This is a genomic window from Actinomadura sp. K4S16 (genome assembly GCF_008327685.1).
GTDB lineage: Bacteria > Actinomycetota > Actinomycetes > Streptosporangiales > Streptosporangiaceae > Spirillospora.
This window is the reverse complement of the sequence record NZ_BDDE01000017.1, coordinates 176,934-196,317: the sequence shown is the minus strand read 5'-3', so window position 1 is coordinate 196,317 and position 19,384 is coordinate 176,934. Positions and strand designations below refer to the sequence as shown.

At 74.3% G+C, this 19,384-nt stretch carries 21 protein-coding genes; 13 read left to right on the top strand and 8 right to left on the bottom strand.

The window, feature by feature from the left end; translation table 11 throughout:
- Positions 1-43 precede the first annotated feature (43 nt).
- A complete protein-coding gene (locus tag K4S16_RS26985; protein ID WP_235037099.1) occupies positions 44-1,585 on the bottom strand; it encodes a molybdopterin-dependent oxidoreductase in 1,542 nt (513 codons plus the stop codon).
- Positions 1,586-1,684: 99 nt separating this feature from the next.
- Between K4S16_RS26985 and K4S16_RS26980 the strand changes: the two genes are divergently transcribed.
- From K4S16_RS26980 to K4S16_RS26965, 4 genes are all read left to right on the top strand, one after another.
- Positions 1,685-2,275, top strand: coding sequence for a sigma-70 family RNA polymerase sigma factor (locus K4S16_RS26980; protein WP_149261829.1), 591 nt, complete (start codon positions 1,685-1,687; stop codon positions 2,273-2,275).
- Positions 2,272-2,997 carry an anti-sigma factor domain-containing protein gene (locus K4S16_RS26975; protein ID WP_149261828.1) on the top strand — a complete coding sequence of 242 codons (726 nt, stop codon included), beginning with the start codon at positions 2,272-2,274 and terminating at the stop codon, positions 2,995-2,997. The genes K4S16_RS26980 and K4S16_RS26975 overlap by 4 nt, the downstream gene beginning before the upstream one ends.
- Before the next feature lie 103 nt (positions 2,998-3,100).
- Positions 3,101-3,694, top strand: a complete 594-nt coding sequence (locus tag K4S16_RS26970) for a TetR/AcrR family transcriptional regulator (RefSeq protein ID WP_149261827.1) — start codon at positions 3,101-3,103, stop codon at positions 3,692-3,694.
- A 65-nt stretch (positions 3,695-3,759) separates the two neighbouring features.
- Positions 3,760-4,257: a nitroreductase family deazaflavin-dependent oxidoreductase gene (locus K4S16_RS26965; RefSeq protein ID WP_149261826.1), complete on the top strand. Its 498-nt coding sequence runs from the start codon at positions 3,760-3,762 to the stop codon at positions 4,255-4,257.
- On the opposite strand, the gene K4S16_RS26960 is transcribed toward K4S16_RS26965, so the two are convergent.
- Entirely contained in the window at positions 4,179-4,556 is a 378-nt protein-coding gene (locus K4S16_RS26960; protein WP_200842143.1) for a hypothetical protein, read from the bottom strand. The genes K4S16_RS26965 and K4S16_RS26960 overlap by 79 nt on opposite strands.
- Positions 4,557-4,589: 33 nt before the next feature.
- Between K4S16_RS26960 and K4S16_RS26955 the strand changes: the two genes are divergently transcribed.
- Positions 4,590-5,234 carry a TetR family transcriptional regulator gene (locus tag K4S16_RS26955; RefSeq protein WP_149261825.1) on the top strand — a complete coding sequence of 215 codons (645 nt, stop codon included), beginning with the start codon at positions 4,590-4,592 and terminating at the stop codon, positions 5,232-5,234.
- Between the two features lie 23 nt (positions 5,235-5,257).
- Here K4S16_RS26955 and K4S16_RS26950 read toward each other — a convergent pair whose 3' ends face one another.
- Both K4S16_RS26950 and K4S16_RS26945 read right to left on the bottom strand, forming a co-directional pair.
- Entirely contained in the window at positions 5,258-5,941 is a 684-nt protein-coding gene (locus K4S16_RS26950) for a response regulator transcription factor (RefSeq protein ID WP_149261824.1), read from the bottom strand.
- A complete protein-coding gene (locus K4S16_RS26945) occupies positions 5,938-7,155 on the bottom strand; it encodes a sensor histidine kinase (RefSeq protein ID WP_149261823.1) in 1,218 nt (405 codons plus the stop codon). The genes K4S16_RS26950 and K4S16_RS26945 overlap by 4 nt, the downstream gene beginning before the upstream one ends.
- A gap of 164 nt (positions 7,156-7,319) precedes the next feature.
- Here K4S16_RS26945 and K4S16_RS26940 point away from each other — a divergent pair, with 164 nt between their 5' ends.
- Positions 7,320-9,476: an MMPL family transporter gene (locus K4S16_RS26940; protein ID WP_149261822.1), complete on the top strand. Its 2,157-nt coding sequence runs from the start codon at positions 7,320-7,322 to the stop codon at positions 9,474-9,476.
- Positions 9,477-9,511: 35 nt separating this feature from the next.
- On the opposite strand, the gene K4S16_RS26935 is transcribed toward K4S16_RS26940, so the two are convergent.
- Together K4S16_RS26935 and K4S16_RS26930 are read right to left on the bottom strand one after the other, a co-directional pair.
- Positions 9,512-10,150, bottom strand: coding sequence for a response regulator transcription factor (locus K4S16_RS26935; protein ID WP_149261821.1), 639 nt, complete (start codon positions 10,148-10,150; stop codon positions 9,512-9,514).
- The gene (locus tag K4S16_RS26930; RefSeq protein ID WP_149261820.1) at positions 10,147-11,352 is read right to left on the bottom strand and encodes a sensor histidine kinase; all 1,206 of its coding nucleotides are present in this window, start codon (positions 11,350-11,352) and stop codon (positions 10,147-10,149) included. Before K4S16_RS26930 ends, K4S16_RS26935 begins: the two co-directional genes overlap by 4 nt.
- Before the next feature lie 169 nt (positions 11,353-11,521).
- Here K4S16_RS26930 and K4S16_RS26925 point away from each other — a divergent pair, with 169 nt between their 5' ends.
- Positions 11,522-12,577, top strand: a complete 1,056-nt coding sequence (locus K4S16_RS26925; protein ID WP_149261819.1) for an ABC transporter permease — start codon at positions 11,522-11,524, stop codon at positions 12,575-12,577.
- A complete protein-coding gene (locus tag K4S16_RS26920; RefSeq protein WP_149261818.1) occupies positions 12,574-13,287 on the top strand; it encodes an ABC transporter ATP-binding protein in 714 nt (237 codons plus the stop codon). The genes K4S16_RS26925 and K4S16_RS26920 overlap by 4 nt, the downstream gene beginning before the upstream one ends.
- On the opposite strand, the gene K4S16_RS26915 is transcribed toward K4S16_RS26920, so the two are convergent.
- A complete protein-coding gene (locus tag K4S16_RS26915; RefSeq protein WP_200842142.1) occupies positions 13,275-14,690 on the bottom strand; it encodes an NAD(P)/FAD-dependent oxidoreductase in 1,416 nt (471 codons plus the stop codon). The two genes, K4S16_RS26920 and K4S16_RS26915, sit on opposite strands and share 13 nt — an antisense overlap.
- A 213-nt stretch (positions 14,691-14,903) precedes the next feature.
- On the opposite strand from K4S16_RS26915, the gene K4S16_RS26910 reads away from it, so the two are divergent.
- The 3 genes from K4S16_RS26910 to K4S16_RS26900 are packed head-to-tail and all read left to right on the top strand — an operon-like array spanning position 14,904 to position 17,079.
- Positions 14,904-15,824 carry a cation diffusion facilitator family transporter gene (locus K4S16_RS26910; RefSeq protein ID WP_149261817.1) on the top strand — a complete coding sequence of 307 codons (921 nt, stop codon included), beginning with the start codon at positions 14,904-14,906 and terminating at the stop codon, positions 15,822-15,824.
- 5 nt (positions 15,825-15,829) lie between these two features.
- Positions 15,830-16,192, top strand: coding sequence for a BlaI/MecI/CopY family transcriptional regulator (locus tag K4S16_RS26905; protein WP_149261816.1), 363 nt, complete (start codon positions 15,830-15,832; stop codon positions 16,190-16,192).
- Positions 16,189-17,079, top strand: a complete 891-nt coding sequence (locus K4S16_RS26900) for a M56 family metallopeptidase (RefSeq protein WP_149261815.1) — start codon at positions 16,189-16,191, stop codon at positions 17,077-17,079. Before K4S16_RS26905 ends, K4S16_RS26900 begins: the two co-directional genes overlap by 4 nt.
- Before the next feature lie 16 nt (positions 17,080-17,095).
- Here the strand turns inward: K4S16_RS26900 and K4S16_RS26895 are convergent, their stop codons facing one another.
- Entirely contained in the window at positions 17,096-17,551 is a 456-nt protein-coding gene (locus K4S16_RS26895) for a tellurite resistance TerB family protein (protein WP_149262045.1), read from the bottom strand.
- Positions 17,552-17,638: 87 nt separating this feature from the next.
- On the opposite strand from K4S16_RS26895, the gene K4S16_RS26890 reads away from it, so the two are divergent.
- Positions 17,639-18,310, top strand: a complete 672-nt coding sequence (locus K4S16_RS26890) for a phosphatase PAP2 family protein (protein WP_149261814.1) — start codon at positions 17,639-17,641, stop codon at positions 18,308-18,310.
- A gap of 412 nt (positions 18,311-18,722) precedes the next feature.
- Positions 18,723-19,382: a hypothetical protein gene (locus tag K4S16_RS26885; protein WP_149261813.1), complete on the top strand. Its 660-nt coding sequence runs from the start codon at positions 18,723-18,725 to the stop codon at positions 19,380-19,382.
- Positions 19,383-19,384 lie beyond the last annotated feature (2 nt).

Genomic DNA, 19,384 nt, shown 5'->3' with positions numbered 1-19,384 from the left:
CCTGTGCAGGACGACGTGGGTCGCGGGCAGGGGAGGGGACGGGTCAGGTCACGGTGACCACCACCGAGTGCCATCCCGTGGCGCCGTCCGGGAACGGCGGGGCGCGGTGTCCGGGCTGAGTGCGGCCGGTCCCGTCGGTGGCGCGGCAGCGGAGCGTGTGGGAGCCCGGCTCGGCCTCCCACTCGGCGATCCACTGCCGCCACGTGTCCAGGCCGGGGACGGGGGCGAGGAGCGCCTCCCGCCAGGGCCCGTCGTCGACCTGCCATTCGACGGCGTCGACACCCCGGTGCTGGGCCCACGCGGTGCCCGCGACGGCGACCCGTCCCGCGCGCACACCGGCGAGCGGCTTCGGCACGTCGATGCGGGAGAACGTCTTGACCGGCGCGTCCTCGGCGTAGCCGCGCTCCGTCCAGTACGCGCGGTCGGCCGCGAAGCGCGTGATCTTGAGGTCGACGACCCACTTGGTGGCGGAGACGTAGCCGTACAGGCCGGGGACGACCATGCGGGCGGGAAAGCCATGGGCGATCGGCAGCGGCTCGCCGTTCATGCCGACGGCGATCATCGCGTCCCGGCCGTCGAGGACCGTCTCGATCGGGGTGGACAGCGTCATGCCGTCGGCCGAGCGGGAGAGGATCTGGTCGGCTCCGGAGCGGACACCGGCCCGGCGCAGCAGCGGCGCCAGCGGCGCGCCCAGCCAGCGGGCGTTGCCCGCGAGGTCCCCGCCGACCTGGTTGGACACGCACGACAGGGTGATGTCGCGTTCGATCAGCGCCTCGCGCAGCAGATCGTCGAACGACATCTCGACAGGGCGGGCGACCATGCCGTGGACGCGCAGCGTCCAGTCGCGCGGGTCGACCTGGGGCAGGGTGAGCGCGGTGTCGACGCGGTAGAACTCCCGGGCCGGCGTTCGGAACGGCGCCATCCCCGCCACCCGGACCCGCGCTCCCTGAGGCACCGGACGGGCCGGGCTCGCCGGTGGCGGCAGCCGCAGCTCCGCGCGGACGGAGGAGACGTCGCCGCGGCGCAGCAGCGCCCGCCCACCGGCACCGCCGGCCGCGGCGACGCCGATCACTCCGGCCCCGGTCAGCAGCACGCGCCGCCGATCCACCTCCGTCCCCGGGCCGGCGTTCTCGGGGCGGGCGGCGCGCACCAGCGCGGTCAGCGCGGCCATTCCCGCCAGAGCCCCGACGGCGGACGGCACCGCGTCGGCGGGCCCGGCGACCGGTCGGGTCAGCGCCGCGACGGCCCCGACGGCCCCGAACGCGCCGAGCCCGGCCAGGCCCCAGGCGAGCCGGCGTCGGCCCAGCAGCCCGACGACCAGGGCGGCCACGGTGACCCCGGCCCCGAGGCCGGCCAGCAGTACCGTCTTGTCGGCGCTGCCGAACCGGCGGATCGCGAAGTCCTTGAGCCATCCCGGGGTGAGGTCGATGAAGCCCGCGCCGACCGCGAGCAGCGGCGAGGACGACGCCCGTCCGAGCGCACCGGCCGCCAGCTCCGCGATCCCCAACGCCGCCGCGGCGGAGGCCAGGCCGCTCAGCGCGCCGGCGATCCACCGCAGGGGCCCGGTCGCTCGTTCGTCTGTCACAACCGGTGTTCGGGGCGGGACGGCAGGTGGATGGGTCGAATCTTCGTCGGAATCCGAACCCATCCATCCGGCCGTCCGCGCCGAATCAACAGTGTGGAGATGAGCGAACCGGGCATCGGGCCGCGCCCGGCGGGGACGGTCGGCGCGGAGCCGCCGGACCTGGCCGAGCTGCTCGGCCGCGTCGCCCGCGGCGACCAGGAAGCCTTCGGGGACGTGTACGACCGACTGTCCGGGCCCGTCTACGGGCTGGCGCTGCGGGTCGTCCGCGATCCCGCGCAGGCCGAGGAGATCGCCCAGGACGTCCTGGTCGAGCTGTGGCGCAAGGCCTCGCACTACCGCCCGGAACGCGGCAGCGCGACGTCATGGGCGCTGACCGTGGCCCACCGTCGGGCCGTCGACCGGGTCCGCTCCAGCCAGGCCGACCGGGACCGCGAGGAGCGCACCGCCGCGCCGGCGCCCGAGTACGACGAGGTCGCCGAGGAGGTCGGCGTCCGGCTGGAGCACCAGCAGGTGCGCCGCTGCATGCGGGGCCTGACCGAGACCCAGCGCGAATCGATCACGCTCGCCTACTACGGCGGCTACACCTACCGCGAGGTCTCCGAACTGCTCGGTGTCGGTCTCGCGGCCGTCAAGACCCGGATGCGCGACGGCCTGATCCGGTTGCGTGACTGCCTGGGAGTCCAGCCATGACCCGCGACCCGCATGACCACGACACGCACCGCCTCGCCGGCGCCTACGCGCTGGACGCGCTCTCCGGCACCGAGCGGCGCCGGTTCGAGCGCCACCTGCCCGGCTGCGCGGCCTGCGCCGACGAGGCCGCCGGATTCCGCGAGACCGCGACCCGGCTGGCGCTGGCCGCCGCGCGGCGCCCGCCGGACGAGCTGCGCGGACGGGTCATGGCGGAGATCGCCCGGACCCGGCAGTCGCCCCCGCCGCTCGCCCGCCGCCTGCCGTCCCCCCGCGCGGGCGGGCTGATCTGGCTGGCCGCCGCGGCGTGCCTGGTGCTGGCGCTGGTCGGCGCCGGCGCGGCATGGCGCATCCAGCGCTCCGCCGAATCCGAGCAGTCCCTGAACCGGCAGGTCGCCGCGGTGATGAGCGCGCCGGACGCGCACACCTCCACCGTCCGGACGCCGGACGCCGCCACCGTCACGGTCGTCTCGTCGCGCTCGCTCGGCAAGGCCGTCGTCACCACGGACCGGATGCCGCCCCTGCCGTCGGCCAAGACGTACCAGATGTGGTGGCTCGGCCGGGCCGCACCGCGCTCGGCCGGGACGATGAACCCGTCGGAATCGGATCGCCCGGTCGTCGCCTCGGGTCTCGGCGACGCCCGGCGCATCGGCGTGACGATCGAACCGGCCGGCGGCTCCCTCCGGCCGAGCGGCGCCCCGATCCTGACCCTCGGCGTCGGCTGAGGGCGAGACCGGCCCGCCGCCGGACGAGACGCTCTCCGGCGGCGGGTCCCCACTTTCCGGACAAGCCCGTCCGGGTGCGCGCCGCGCGTGCTAACTTGGCCATGTGACCAACTTGGCCGATCGACCAAATTCGCCGCGCGGCGACCGCCGGCGGCGGCAGCTGGTGGACGCCGGGGTCGCGCTGCTGGGCGACGAGGGGTGGCCGGGCGTCTCCACGCGCGCGGTGGCCGAGCGCGCCGGTACCAACCCCGGACTGATCCACTACCACTTCGGCGGGCTGGCCGGACTGCACGAGGCGGTCTTCCGCCAGGCCACGGACCTGATCGTCGGGCCGATGGTGGCCGAGCTGCTGGCGGCGCCGGACGAGCGCGCCGCGCTGGAGACGATGCGGAGCCTGCTGCCCCGAGCCCCGAGCGATGGGCCGGGGACCCGGCTGGCCGCCGAACTGATCGTGGGAGCGATGCGCGACCCCGCCCTGGGCGCCGTGCTGCGCGACGGACTCCGCCAGGCCCGCGTGCTGATCGCGGACCGCCTCCGGCTGCTGCACCCGGACTGGCCGCGGGCGCGGCTCGTCGGCGCGGCCACTCTGATCACCGGGGCGATCGACGGGGTGATGCTGCACCGCATGATCGACGGTGACCTCCCGGTCGCCGACGCCCTGTCCGCCGCCGAAGACCTGCTGGAAGGCCGGGAATGAGGGGTCCGCGAACCCGCCGCCCCGCGCCGCCGACCCCGTCTGGACCGAACCGTGAGGACCGAATCATGGAGATCGTTGACAGGCCCGCTCCGCCGACCGGACTGCGCCGCCTGCTGTGGCGGCTGCCCATCCGGCTCTACCGCATCGGGCTCGGGCCGCTGCTGGGGCGCCGCGTCATGCTGCTCACGCACACCGGCCGCGTCTCCGGCCTGCCGCGTCAGGTCGTCATCGAGGTCGTCCAGAAGGACGAGCACGGCTGCGTGGCCGCCTCCGGATTCGGGCCACGAGCGGACTGGTACCGCAACGTCATGGCGAACCCGGACGTCACCCTCCAGATCGGGGGGAAGCGCATCCAGGCGACCGCGGCCTCCATCCCGGCCGGCGAGGGCGGCGAGATCATGGCCCGCTACGCTCCCCGCCACCCGACCGCCGCGCGGCAGTTGTGCAAGCTCATGGGCTTCGCCGTCGACGGCAGCGTGGAGGACTACCGCGAGGTCGGCCGGCACATCCCCTTCGTACGGTTCACGTATCGGCCCGTGGCGCGGCGCCGCAGCACGGCGTAGGCCCGCAGGATCGCCGGGACGAGCGCGTACACGACGGTGGGCACGACCACGCCGGTCACCACCAGCGTTCGAAGCGGCAGCGAAAGCGATCCCAGCAGGGGGCCGAGCAGCAGCTGCGTGAGCATGATCATCAGGTACACGGCCAGCCAGGTGAACGCGGCGCGCAGGTGGATCGAGGGACCCGCGACGGCGGCGGACGTGGTGCGGAGCGACCTCGGTTCGGTGGGCCCGCTGTCCGGCGAGCCCCGGAAACTCCAACTCGTTAGTTGGAGTTTGCCACGGCCGGCGCCAGATTCCAACTCGTTAGTTGGAAATTGCGGTAGGCTCGGGTCATGGCATGGGACACCGCGAGGACGAGGCGGCTCATCCTGGACGCCGCGGTCGCCGAGTTCGCCGCCCACGGGCCCGAGGCGGCCCGCATGGACCGGATCGCCGCCACGGCCGGGGTGAACAAGGAGCGGATCTACTCCTACTTCGGCAACAAGCGGCAGATGTTCGCGATCGTGCTGACAACGGAGCTGGAGCGCCTGGCGGAGGCCGTGCCGCTGGACGAGCGCGCCGCCTCCGACCTGGGCGAGTACGCCGGGCAGGTCTTCGACTACCACCGCGAGCACCCGCACTTCGTCCGGCTGCTGCACTGGGAGGGCCTCCACACCGCCGACGACGAGCCCGTGGCGGCCGAGGCCGAGCGGACCGCGCACTACGCCGAGAAGATCGCCGCGCTGGCCAAGGCTCAGGAATCGGGGCGCCTGGACACCCGGCTCGCGCCCCGGGAGCTGCTGTACGCCGTCATCGTCCTGGCCGGCTGGTGGTTCGCGACCCCGCAACTCCGGCGGATGCTGATGCCCGACCTGGACGACGACCCGGACGGCCAGCGCGCCGCGCTCGTCCGCCTCGTGAAGGCCCTGATCGAACGGTCGGCCGGCGGTGGCGAGGCGGCCGGCGGACGCGGCACGTCCGAACCGTCACGGACGTAGCAGACCCCCGGCGAGCCCCACGGTCATGCGTCGGGCTCGACGAGGCCCGTCTGGTAGGCGGCGACGACCAGCTGGGCGCGGTCGCGGGCGCCCAGCTTCGCCATCGCGCGGCTGACGTGGGTGCGCGCGGTGGCCGGGCTGATGAACAGTGCGGCGCCGATCTCCTGGTTGCTCAGCCCCCGCCCGATCAGGGCCAGCACCTCCCGCTCGCGCTCGGTGAGCACCGAGAGCCGGTCCTGCGCGGCCTTGGAGGCCGTGTGCCGCGCGGTGAACCGGCCGATGAGCCGCCGGGTGATCCGCGGTGCGAGCAGGGCGTCCCCGGCCGCGACCACGCGGATGGCGTGCAGCAGCTCGGCCGGTCCGGCGTCCTTGAGCAGGAAGCCGCTGGCGCCGGCCTGCAGCGCCTCGAAGACGTAGGCGTCGGTGTCGTAGGTGGTGAGGATGAGGATCCGGACGCCCTCCAGCCCCCGCATCCTGGTGATCTGCGCCGTGGCCTGGATGCCGTCCAGGTTCGGCATGCGGATGTCCATGAGGACGACGTCGGGGCAGGTGGCGCGGGCCAGTTCGACGGCCCGGGCGCCGTCGGTCGCCTCCGCGACCACGGTGATGTCGTCCTCGACGTCGATGAGGAGCCGGAACCCGGACCGCACGAGCCCCTCGTCGTCGGCGAGCAGCACCTTGATGGGCGCCGCGGGCGCCGCGCTCACCGCGGCCGTCCGGCCGGCGCGAGGGGCAGCCGGGCCGTCACCTCGAAGCCTCCGCCCGGCGTGGGCCCGGCGTCGAACTCGCCGCCGAGCAGCCGGCAGCGCTCGCGCATGCCCAGGATCCCGCGGCCCGGCCCGCGCGAGCCGGTTCCGCCGGACGCGGAGCCGTTCCCGCCTCCAGTGCGGCGGCCCTCGTCGGTCACGCGGATCTCCAGCGCGTCGGTCCCCGGATTCAGTGCGACCGTCACCCGGGTGGGGCCGACGTGGCGGATCACGTTGGTGACCGACTCCTGAAGGATCCGGTAGGCGGCGCTTCCCACCGCGCCCGGCAGCGGCGCCGTGGGCGGGGACGCGTCCAGCGTGACGTCGAGCCCCGCCTCGCGCGCCTTCGCGGTGAGTTCGTCGATCTGGTCCAGGCCGGGTTGCGGTGCACGGCCGTCGTCGTCGTCACGGAGCACGCCGAGGATGGCCCGCATCTCCTGCAGCGCCCGGGAACTGGTCTCCTCGATGGCCCGCAGCGCCTCGCGCGCCTGCTCGGGCCGCTTGTCGAGCACGTGCGCGGTGACCCCGGACTGCACGTTGATGATCGCGACCGCGTGCGCGACGGTGTCGTGGACCTCGCGGGCGATCCGGAGGCGCTCGGCGTCGACCCGGGCCCGCGCCACCTCCTCGCGGGTCCGCTCGGCCAGTTCCGCGCGCTCCTGCGCCTCGGCCGCGATGACCCGCCGGGACCGGACGGACTCGCCGAGCGCCGCGCTCATGACCGAGGCGCCGATGCGGAAGAACACCCATCCGATGGCGGCCCGGGGCTCGATGTCGGCCGCCTGGTACAGCCAGACGGCGGCGAGCACGGCGATCCCCGTACCGGCGATCAGCAGGGAGCGGCGCCCGTCCCCGTAGGCCGCGAGCGTGTACAGGGAGACGAAGAGCCCGAGCCAGCCGGGCCCGTCGGGGAAGTCGACGGCGTAGTACGCGAGGCTGGCGAGCGCGGTGGCGGCGAACACCGGCACCGGCCACCGGCGGCGGACGACCAGGACCAGGCCGCTCACCGCCAGCAGCGCGTACCCGAGGTTCCCCAGGTCGGCGAGCGGGCGGGTCGCCCCTTCGGCGGCGACGCGGGCGACCGTCCCCTGCACCTGCATCACGGTGACGAAGAGCGCGAGCAGCGTGTCGTGCGTCGCCGCACGCAGGGAGAACGACCCGGTATGGCGTTCCATGACGCGATCGTACCGAGCCGGTGCGCGGGCGCCGCTGCGCTCAGCCGCGTGACCTGCTACTCCGTCCGGTGTAGCGCCGCCCGGACGGCGTACGCCCGATCGTGTAGGCGCGGCCGATCGTCGGCAGACGCGGCGGACGCCCCGCCGGCGCGACGATCGCCGCCATGAGCGATCATTCCTCCACTCCGCGGCCGGACGGCGCCCTCGCGGCGCTGGCCCGGTTCTGCCACCGGCGGCGCCGCCTGGTCCTGCTGGCCTGGATCTTCGGCGTGGCCGCCGTGGCCTTCGCCGGCTTCGGCTACGGCGCCGCCTCCGACAACGACTTCTCCGGCGGGGACTCCGGATCCGCCAAGGCGCAGGCACTGATCGAGCGGCACTTCCCCGAGCGGCAGGGCGACACGCTGACCCTCGCGATCAAGGCGTCGAAGGGGATCGACGACCCCGCCGCCCGGCGGCGGATCGAGAAGGTCGTCGCCGACCTCGACGCCTCGCCCCTGACCGGGCCGGTGACCTCGCCGTACCAGGACGCCGCCCAGGTGACGCCGGACCGCCGCATCGCCCGCATGACCATCCCGCTGACCGACAAGGAGGTGGAGAAGACCGCCGTCAAGCCCCTCGTGGACGAGGTCAAGGACGCCTCCGGCGACGGCGTGACGCTGGGGCTCGGCGGCGAGCGGGCGGAGAAGGCCGAGACGCCGCCGCAGGGGCCGACCGAGGGCGTGGGCATCCTCACCGCGGCGGTGATCCTGTTCGTCTCCTTCGGGTCCCTGGTCGCGATGGGCCTGCCGATCATGACGGCGCTGATGGCGATCCTCGGCGGCATCGCCCTGATCAGGCTGGTCGGATACCTCGTCCCCGCGCCGGACTTCACCGTGCTCGTCGCGGCGATGGTCGGGCTCGGCGTCGGCATCGACTACGCGCTGTTCATCGTGACCCGCTACAGGGAGGCGCGCCAGGACGGCGACGAGCCCGAGAGCGCCGCGGTCAGGGCCATCACCACCGCGGGCCACGCGGTGCTGTTCGCCGGCACGACCGTCGTGATCGCGCTGCTCGGCCTGGTGGTCATGGGGCAGCGGCTGATGACCGGCGTGGCCATCGCCGCGTCGGTGACCGTGCTGGTCACGATGGTCGCCGCGGTGACCCTGCTGCCGGCGCTGCTGGGCTTCACCGGCCACCGGATCGACTCGCTGCGGCTGCCGCGCCGCGCGCCCCGCCCGCGCTCCGCCGAGCGGCGCCCCCCGGCCGAGCGGTGGGCCGTGACGGTGCAGCGCCGGCCGCTGCTCGCGGCGGTCCTGGCGGGCGCCGGCCTGCTCGTGCTCGCGGCTCCCACGCTGTCGATGCGGCTGAGCCTGCCCGACGCCAGCGTCCAGCCGCGCGACCGGAGCAGCTACACCTCCTACGAGATCCTCTCCGAGGGCTTCGGCCCCGGCTACGGCGCGCCCCTGATCTTCGCCGCCCGGATCGGCTCGGCGGACGCCGATCTGCGTCCCGTCGTCGAGGCGGTCGGCAGGACCGGCGGCATCGCCTCCGTCACTCCGGCCCGGATCAGCGAGGACGGGCGGGCCGCCACGTTCATGGCCTTCCCGAAGACCGGGTCGCAGGACGAGGCGACCGCCGACCTGGTGCACGAGCTGCGCGACGACGTCCTGCCCAAGGCGCCCGGCGGCGCCGAGGTCCAGGTGGGCGGGCCCAACGCCGCCGCGATCGACGTCGCGGAGGACGTCGGCGCGCGCCTGCCCCTGATGGTCGCGGTCGTCCTCGCCCTGTCCCTGGTGCTGCTGATCGCGCTCGTCCGGTCGGTGACGATCGCGGTGCAGGCCGCGGTGATGAACCTGCTGTCGATCGGCGCCGCCTACGGCGTGCTGGTGGCGGTCGTCCAGTGGGGATGGCTCGGCTCGGCCCTGGGCTTCCCCACCGAGATGCCGATCACGACCTGGGTCCCGATGATGATGTTCCCGCTCCTGTTCGGCCTGTCCATGGACTACGAGGTGTTCCTGATCTCGCGGGTCCGGGAGGAGTACGAGCGCACCGGCGACACCCGGGCGGCCGTCACCCGCGGGCTGGCCCGCACCGCCAAGGTCATCACGGCCGCGGCCGCCATCATGATCGCCGTCTTCGGGACGTCCCTGCTCGGCTCCGACGTGTCGGTCAAGCAGATCGGCCTCGGCATGGCCGTCGCCGTCCTCATCGACGCCACCGTCGTCCGGATGATCCTCGTGCCCGCCGTGATGGAACTGTGCGGCAAGGCCAACTGGTGGATGCCCGGCCGCCGCCCCGCGGAGCCCGCCCTGGTCAAGGCCGCGGAGAAGGCCCGGGTCTGAGTGGTCGGCCCCGGGCGGCGCGGTGCGGGAGGCGGTCAGGTGGGGCGGATCAGGCCGCGGCGGGTGGCGGCGGCGACCGCGGCCGTGCGGGAGTCGACGCCGAGCTTGGCGTAGATGTGCACCAGGTGCGTCTTGATCGTGGTCTCGCTGAGGAACAGCCGCTTGCTGATCTGCCGGTTCGAGAGCCCCTCGGCGACCAGCCGCAGCACCTCCAGCTCGCGGGCGGTCAGCGTCGCGGTGGGCGAGCGCATCCGGCCGAGGAGGCGCGAGGCGACGCTCGGCGCGAGGGCGCTGTCGCCGGCGGCGGCCGACCGGATCGCGGTGAACAGCCTGTCCGGGGGCGCGTCCTTGAGCAGGTAGCCCGTGGCGCCGGCCTCGACGGCGGCGAGGATGTCGGAGTCGGTGTCGAACGTGGTGAGCACGAGGACGCGCGGCGCGTCCGGCCCGGCGGCGGTGATCTGGCGGGTGGCCTCGCTGCCGTGGATCCCGGTGCCGAGCTGCAGGTCCATGAGCACGACGTCGGGGGAGAGGCGGTGCGCCTCCTCGACGCCCTCCCGTCCCGTCGCGGCCTCGCCGACCAGCACGAAGTCGGGCTGGTCGGCGAGCATGGCGCGGATCCCGGAGCGCACCACGGGATGGTCGTCCACCAGCAGGATGCGGATCGGCCCGCTCACCGCCGCTCCTCGCCCTCGGGCAGCGGCAGGGTCGCGACCACGGCCGTCCCCTCCCGAGGGGCCGACTCGACGGTGAGCGCCCCGCCCAGGGCGCGGGCCCGGTCGCGCATCGTCCGCAGCCCGTAGCCGGTGCCCGGCCCGTCCTCCGGTGGACGCCCGCCGCCCGCCGCCGGGTCGAAGCCGCGGCCGTCGTCGTAGACGTCCAGCACCACCATGTCGTCAAGGTAGGTCAGGGTGACTCCGACGTTCTCGGCGCCGGAGTGCCTGGCGGCGTTCCCGAGGGCCCCTTGGGCGATGCGCAGCAGGGCCACCTCGTAGTCGACCGGGAGTTCGGCGGGGGACCCGGACACCTCGAAGCGGATGCGGGCCGCGGAACGGGCGGCGGCCGACTCGGTGAGACGGCGCAGCGCGTCCGGCAGGGACGACCGCTGGAGGGCGGGCGGGGCCAGCGCGCGTACGAAGTTGCGGGCCTCCTCGAGGTTCTCCGCGGCGGCCTGCTCGGCCTCCGCCAGCCGTCCGAGCGCGGCGCCCGGGTCGGTGTCGAGGTCGCGGCGGGCGGCGCGCAGCAGCAGGATGATGCTGGACATCCCCTGGGCGAGCGTGTCGTGGATCTCGCGGGCCAGGCGCTCGCGCTCGGTGAGCCGGGCCGCGTCGGCCTCCGCGCCGAGGAGTTTCTCGCGGGTGCGGACGAGGTCCTCGATGAGCCGGCGGCGCTGCTCGCTCTCCCGGTACAGGGCCCGGTAGGCGAGGGCCATGAGCGTGGCGACCGAGGCGCCGATGCTCGGGCCCAGCACCTCCGCCAGCGTGACCCCGCCGCCGTGCCAGGCCACGGCCGCGACCGCCGCGGCCGTCAGCAGCACGACGCCGGGCAGCGCGGCGGGCAGCGGCAGCAGGTGCAGGTAGAGGAAGAACAGCGGGAAGGCCAGCCAGACGAAGTCGGGTGAGGCCAGGGCCAGCCCCGCCCAGCCCGCGGTGAGCAGCGCGAGCCACAACCGGGCAGGGATCGGACGAGGCGTCCGGTGCCGTCCGGCCCAGACCACCCCGCCGGCATAGAGGACGCCGAGCGCGAACCCCCCGGCCGCCGCCCCCGCCTGCCCGTCGTGCAGCGTGCGCACCAGGGCGATCGCGAGCAGCACCAGGAAGGTGCCGTGCACTGCCCAGCCGAGCAGCCGCACCGCCGGCGAGAACGGATCGTTCGGCATTTCTCACTCAGCGTAGGCGACGGGTTCCCCTGGTCGCATCGATCGAAAGGTTGATGTCCGGCCGTCCGGAAGAAGGCGTTCCGCGCGTCCCGGCGCACGATGTGCCGGGACGGCCCCGCGGCGCACGCTGGGAGACGTCAATCCCAGATCACGTGGAACGGGGGCGCCGGTGTTCGTGGCACTGCGGGACCTGCGGTTCGCCAAGGGGCGGTTCGCGCTCATGGGGTCGGTCGTGCTGCTCATCACGCTGCTGGTGACCCTGCTGTCCGGGCTGACGGCCGGGCTGGCGCGCGACAGCGCCTCGGCCGTCGAGGACCTGCCCGCCGACCACATCGTCTTCGGCGGTGAGGCCACCTTCTCGGGGAGCCGGATCGGTACGGCGACGGCGAAGGGCTGGCAGGACGTCCCGGGGGTGAGGGCCGAGCCGCTCGGCATCTCGATGGGCCGGATGTCCTTCGGCCCGTCCGGTGAACGCGGCGCGCCTGCGGCGCTCTTCGGGGTCGCTCCGGGGAACCGGGCGCACCCGCCCGCGTCCGGGCAGATCGTGCTGTCGGAGGAGCTGGCCGAGAGCACCGGGCTGGCGCCCGGCGACAGGGTGCAGGTCTTCGGGCACGGGCTCACCGTGGCGGGTAAGGGCAGTGCTTCCTCTTACAGCCACACGCCGGTCGCCTGGATCGGGATCGACGACTGGCGCGCCCTGGAACCGTCCGGCGGCGACCGGGCCGCGACCGTCCTGCTGCTCCGCGAGACCGGCCATGCCGACCTGGACGCGGCCGACCGGCGGCTCGCCACCACCACCATCGCCCAGGGGGACGCCAAGTCCGCGATCCCGTCGTTCTCCTCCGAGAACGGGTCGCTGCAACTCATGCGGGGCTTCCTGTTCGCCATCTCGGCGCTGGTCATCGGCGCGTTCTTCACGGTCTGGACGATCCAGCGCCGCGGCGACGTGGCCGTGCTGAAGGCACTCGGCGCGAGCACCGGCTACCTGCTGCGCGACGCGCTCGCCCAGGCCGTCCTGGTGCTCCTGGCCGGGGCCGGGCTCGGCGGCGCCGTCGGAGGGCTGGCGGGGTTCGCCATCGGGGACCGGGTCCCGTTCGTGGTCTCGGCCGCCACCACCGTGCTGCCCGTCGCGGTGATGGTCGTCCTCGGGGCGGCGGGCGCCGCGCTGGCCATCCGCAAGATCACCTCTGTCGATCCGCTGACCGCGCTGGGAGCCGCACGATGAGCCTGGCCCTCACCGACGTCGTCCTGACCTATCCCGACGGGGACCGCACCCTCACCGCGCTCGACCACGTGAGCCTGGCGGTCGGGCCCGGCGAGTTCGCCGCGGTCGTCGGGCCGTCCGGATCCGGCAAGTCGAGCCTGCTGGCCGTCGCCGCGACGCTCATCGCCCCCGCCGCCGGGACGGTGCTGGTGGCGGGCCGGGAGACCACCGGGCTGCGTCCCGCCGAACGGACCCGGCTGCGCCGCGACCACATCGGCATCGTCTTCCAGCAGCCGAACCTCCCGGCCTCGCTGACGGCCCTCGACCAGTTGACGGTGATGGCGCACATGGCCGGCCGGTCGCCGCGGCGGGCCGCCGCCCGGGCCCGCGGACTCCTGGCCGCCGTGGACCTCGCCGGCATGGAGCACAAGCGGCCGCACCAGATGTCGGGCGGCGAGCGCCAGCGGGTCAACATCGCCCGCGCGCTGATGAACGGCCCGGAGGTGCTCCTCGTGGACGAGCCCACCAGCGCCCTCGACCACCACCGCGGCGAGCAGGTCGTCGAGCTGCTGGCCGGGCTCACCCGCGACCGGCGGCTGGCCACGGTCATGGTCACCCACGACCTGGCCCGGCTCACCGCCGCCGACCGCGTGTACTCCATGACCGACGGCCGGCTGTCCGAGGACGGCTCGGTCCCATCTCAGACCGCCGGACGGGCTCAGCCGCGATAGGCCTCCAAGAGGCGGAGCCAGATCTCGCTGATCGTGGGGTAGGACGGGACGGCGTGCCACAGGCGGGAGATCGGGACCTCGCCGGCGACCGCGACCGTGGCCGAGTGGAGCAGTTCGGCCACGCCCGCGCCGACGAAGGTGACGCCGAGGAGCGTCTCGCGGTCGAGGTCGACCACCGCGCGGGCGCGGCCCTGGTAGCCGTCGGCGTACAGCGAGGCCCCGGCCACGCCGCCGAAGTCGTAGTCGACCGCCCGCACCCGGTGCCCGGCCCGGGTCGCCTCCTCCAGGCTGAGCCCGACGGCCGCGGCCTCGGGATCGGTGAAGACGACCTGCGGCACCGCCCGCTCGTCCGCGGTCGCCACGCTGCGCCCCCACTCGGCGGTGTCGAGCGGACGTCCGGCGGCGCGGTCGGCGATCACCGTCCCGAAGATCCGCCCCTGGTACTTGCCCTGGTGGGTCAGCAGCGCGCGGCCGTTGACGTCGCCCGCCGCGTAGAGCCACCCGCCGGACACGCCGGCCGCCAGCCCGGTGGAGTCGACCTCGATCGACCGGCCCGGGGCCAGCCCGACCGTCTCCAGCCCGAGGTCGGCCGTCGCGGGGACCCGTCCGGTGGCGAACAAAACCTCGTCCGCGGTCACCGTCTCGCCGCCGTCCAGGGTGAGCACCACCGCTCCGTCGCGGCGGGCGGCGGTGACGGACGTGCCGAAGCGCAGGTCGACCCCGGCCGCGCGCAGGCCCTCGGCCACCAGCTCTCCCGCGAACGGCTCCATCCGGGGCAGCAGGCGCGACCCGCGCACCAGCTGCACCACCTCGCTGCCCAGCGCCCGCCAGGCCGTGGCCATCTCGCACGCCACCACGCCGCCGCCCACGACCGCGAGCCGCGGCGGAACCCGCTCGGAGGCGGTCGCCTCGCGGCTGGTCCAGGGACGGACCTCGGCCAGTCCAGGCAGGTCGGGCAGCGCGGCGCGGGTACCCGTGCACACCGCGACCGCGTGCCGGGCGGTCAGCACCCGCTGCCCGCCGTCCCGGGTCCGCACCACGACGCGTTTCGGCCCGTCCAGCCGCCCGTGGCCGCGCACCAGGACGAGCCCGGCCCCCTCCAGCCAGGAGACCTGGCCGTCGTCCTTCCAGTGCGAGGTGAACTCGTCCCGGCGGCTGAGGACCGCCGCCGCGTCCAGCGTCCCGCCGACCGCCTCGCGTGCGCCGGCCACCCGCCGCGCGTCCGCCAGCGCGGCGGCCGGGCGCAGCAGCGCCTTGCTGGGCATGCACGCCCAGTACGAGCACTCCCCGCCCACCAGCTCGCTCTCCACGACGGCCACGCTGAGCCCGCCGGCGTGCGCCCGCTCCGCCAGGTTCTCCCCGGTCGGCCCGGCCCCCACCACCACGACATCGAACTCGTCCATGCCCAGCCCTTCCGGTCAGCGCGGTCCTGTCCACGCGGATCTGCCGGAACCACACTAATGAGCGCATCGCCAGGTCGCGGACGCGCGAAGAGCCATCCCCGCACCGCCGCGGCGGCGAACCCGGCCAGGGGCGAACCCTTCAGGACATGCTGCCCGCGATCACCGCCTACGCTTAGCCGGACGTTCCGGGGTGCGGATACGACAGGGGAGTCCGTGAGCGCCGAAGGCAGTACCAAGGCCGTCGTCACCGCGCTGGGTGCGAACCTGGGCATCGCGGCCACCAAGTTCGTGGCGTTCGCGCTGACGGGGTCGTCGTCGATGCTGGCGGAGGCGATCCACTCGGTCGCCGACTCCAGCAACCAGGCGCTGCTGCTGATCGGCGGGAAGCGCGCGGAGCGGGACGCGACCGAGGAGCACCCGTTCGGCTACGGACGGGAGCGCTACATCTACGCCTTCCTGGTGGCGATCGTGCTGTTCAGCCTGGGCGGGTTGTTCGCCCTGTACGAGGCCTGGCACAAGATCGCCGATCCGCACCCGATCGAGGAGTGGCAGTGGGTGCCGATCGCCGTCCTGCTGGTCGCGATCGTCCTGGAAGGGGCGGCGCTGCGCACCGCGGTCCGCGAGTCGAACCGGAGCAGGGGGCGGGCGGGCTGGGTGCAGTTCGTCCGCCGCTCCAAGTCGCCGGAGCTGCCGGTCATCCTGCTGGAGGACACCGGGGCGCTGATCGGGCTGGTGTTCGCGCTCGCGGGCGTCGGGCTGACCCTCGTCACCGGTGACGGCGTCTGGGACGGGATCGGCACCGCCGCGATCGGCCTGCTGCTGGCGGCCATCGCGATCGTGCTGGCCACCGAGGTCAAGAGCCTGCTCATCGGGGAGTCGGCGACCCCGGAGCACGTGCGGCTGATCAGGCAGGCGATCGTGGAGGGCCGCGACGTCCCCGCCGTGATCCACATGCGCACCATGCACCTCGGGCCGGACGAGCTGCTGGTCGCCGCGAAGGTCGCCGTCGACCTCCAGGACGACGCGCGGGAGGTCGCCGACGCGATCAACGATGCCGAGGCCCGCATCCGCGCGGCGGTGCCGATCGCCCGGCTCGTCTACCTCGAGCCGGACGTGCTGCGGAAGGGGGGCTGAGGACGGTGGGGCGCAGGCCGCTCGGGCAGTTGGAGGCAGAGGTGCTCGCCGCGCTGGCCGGGCTCGGCGGGGCGGCCAGCACCGCCGAACTGGTGGAGCGGCTGGACGGCGACCCCGCCTACACGACGGTGAACACGATCCTGCACCGGCTCCACGAGAAGAAGCTGGTCTCGCGGACCCGGACGGGCCGGCACTACCGGTACCGGCTCGCCGTCGACGAGTCCGAGCTGGTGGCCGGGCGCATGCGCGACCACCTGCGGCACGCCAGCGACCCCGGCAACGTGCTGAACCGGTTCGCGCGGTCGCTCAGCGCCGAGGAGGCGCGCAAGCTGCGCGAGTTCCTCGACCGTCCGGAGGCCGGCGGGTGAACTGGTACACCTTCCTGCCCCTCGCCATCATGCTGACGCTGAGCGCCGTGCTGGCGAAGGCGCCGTCGCGGCTCCACCCGTCCTGGTCGGCGCGGCTGCTGGCGACCACCGGGGCGCTGACCGGCGTGGCCGCGCTCGGCACCGGCTTCTTCGTGGCCGTCAACTACGCGGCGACGCTGGCGCCGGCCGCCGCGGCGCACGTCCCCGAGTGGGCGCTGTTCGGAGACGACCGGCCGGTCCCGGACGCGGTGGGGATCCCGGCGGCCGTGCTGTCGGCGGCCGGGCTGGCGGCCGCGGGCAGGGCCGCCGCCCGGGGGGCGGCCGCGCTCCGCGCCGCGCGGGCGGACGCCCGCGAGCCGCTCGACACCGAGGTCCCGATCGCCGTCGCGGTCCCCGGCCGCCGCGGCGGGGTCCTGGTCTCCCGGGGCCTGCTGCGGAAGCTGACGGCCGAGGAGCTCCACGTCGTCTTCGAGCATGAGAGCTCCCACCTCAGGCACCGGCACCACCGCTACCTCGCCGCCGGGGCGCTGGCCTCGGCCGTCCTGCCGCCGCTGCGCCCCCTCGCCGCCCGGCTGCGGCTGGCCACGGAGCGCTGGGCGGACGAGGACGCCGCGGAGGCGACCGGCGACCGCGCCGCCGTCGCCCGGACGATCGCCAAGGTCGCCCTCGCGCAGCCGCGCGACCCCGGACCGCTGAGCGCGTTCGCCGAGTCCGGGGTCGTCGAACGGGTCGAGGCGCTGATGGGCACGCCCCCGGCCAAGAACACGGTCACCGGCCCGCTGCTGTTCATGGGCAACGGCGTCGTCACCGGGTCGCTGACCGCCGCGACCCTCCAGCTCGACCACGTCCTCGTGTCGTTCCTGCTGTCGGTGCTGGCGTTCCGCTGACGGGCCGCGCCACCCCTCAGAGCTCGAACTCGGCGGGGTCGAGGCCGACGGCGAAGCAGGCCTCGCGGACGGCGGCCTTCTCGCTCTGGTCGAAGTGCCCGTCCGCGCCGCCGATCACGATGCCGATCTGGATGACGGCGCGCGCCTCGGCCGGCCTCTTCTTGGTCTTGCCGATGTCCTGCAGCACCGCCACCTTCCCGAAGTCGAAGTCGGCGGTGAGCTTGGCCACGTAGTCGTTGAACCGCCGCTGCAGGTCGTCGGCCGGGAAGTTCTGCAGCACCTCGTTGGAGGCGATGAGGGACGCGGTGCGCTGCCGTTCGGACGGGTCCACGCTGCCGTCGGCGGCCGCGACGAGCGCGCACATCGCCATGCTCGCGTCACGGAACGCTCCGCTCTTGAGTTCGTTCTTCTTACTGAGCAGCTGCGTCTGCATGGTCTGGGTTGACTCGCGCAGCTTGTCCCAGAAAGGCATCGTCATCCTCCGCTCGTCGGCCGTCTCCACCGACCCTAGTCGAACTGCTACAAATGTAGTAGCAGACTCGGGGGAGGTGCCGGCCGCATGCCGGTGAAGGCGTCCGGAACGGGAGACGGCAGGCCGCCCTACGCGCTCGCGGCGGTCGCCGCACTGGTCGCGGTGGCGGTGACCTTGGACGTCCTGCTCGGCGGCCCGCTGCGGCACCTCGACGGGCGGATGTTCGCCGACGGGCTGCCACCGCGCGGCGGCGCCTGGCATCTCTGGTGGCGGACGGTCGTGAACGGCGGCCAGTACTGGCTCGTCGGCTCCCTCGCCGCGATCGCGTCCGTCGTCGCCGCGCGACGGCGGCGCAGCCCCGCCCTGCTGGTCAAGGCCGGAATCTGGCTGGTGGGCAGCGAACTCCTGGTGCGCGGAACGCAGGTCGCGCTGGCCCGGACCCCGCCGCGCACCGGCCACGACCTGCTGTTCGCCGACGGCGTCCTGTCCTATCCGTCCGGGCATGCCGCCAACGCGGCGGCGTGCCTGCTGTTCATCGCGGCCGTGACGGGCGCCTCCCGCGCCTGGACGGCCGCCGCCCACGCCATGGCGGCGGGTGTCGCGGTCGCCGTCGTCACGCTCGGGTACCACTGGCCGACCGACGCCGTCGCGGGCTGGGCGCTCGGCCTGCTCCTGGCCTGCCTCGGCCGCATCCTCGTCCTCCCGCGCCCGCCCCGGCGCGAGGGGGCCGTCCCGGTCTACGACACTTGTAGCAAATAGCGGCCGGGGTTTACGGGAAACGGTGTCCGGGGTCGGCCGCCATTAACGGGTTTCCCCGCCGACGGACGGGCGCGATGCCCGAGTTCGGGGTAAAAGGCTTCCGTTAGCCCGGCAAATGAGTTAAAGTGTCTCTCGGTGTGCCGGGAAGCCTGGTCGGCGAGACAGGATACGTCTCCGATCAGGAGGGTCTATGACTCCCCGGCACTTTCTCGTCCCGCCGGCTCCGCGGCGCAAAGGCGCTCCGAGCCGCGACGCGCCCCCCGTCTTCTTCCGGGTGTTCTGGGCGCACGCCTTCCTGGATAGCTGAGCTGGTCCCCTTCTTCGCTTGACGAAGCCTTTCCTCACGGTCGGGCGGCCGTAGCGGTGCGCCCTTCCGCAGTTCATGCCGTCTCGATGCGGAAGCGTGCATTCAATGGGCGAATTCGTCGATGTCGCGCTCGGTTTTCCGACCGCGCTTTTCAGTTTCTCTCTCCTGGTCGTGGCCGGGTACTGGACGCTCGTCCTGCTCGGCGGCCTCGGAGTGGACTTCCTCGGCGCCGGCGCCGATGCCGACACGGGGGCCGGCGCCGGCGCCGAGGACGGGTTCGCGGCCGAGCACCTCGCACCGCTCGGGCTGGGCGGGGTCCCGGCCACGGTCGTGCTGTCGGTGCTCGTCGGCCTTGCCTGGTTCGTCAGCCTGGCCGGTTCGGCGCTGCTGGACGGCGCCGTCCTCCGGGCGCTCGTCCTGCCCTTCGCCTTGGTCGTCGCCTGGATCGGGACGCGGGCGGCGGTCCTGCCGCTGCGGCGCGTCTTCCAGGGCCGGGCCGAGGCGTCGCTGCGCGACTTCGTCGGCCTGCCGTGCGTCATCCGCACCGGGCAGGTCGGGCCGGACTTCGGCCAGGCGGAGGTCACCGCCCCGGACGGTTCGTCCGCGATCGTCCAGGTGCGGCAGCACGCCATGGACGTGCCCGTGGCGGGCGCCGCGGCCGGCACCGGCCTCACCACCGGCAGCACCGCACTGATCTTCGATATCGATCCGGACGGCCGCTTCTTCTGGGTCATGCCGTACGACACGGCTCCCGGCCCCCGCTAGGA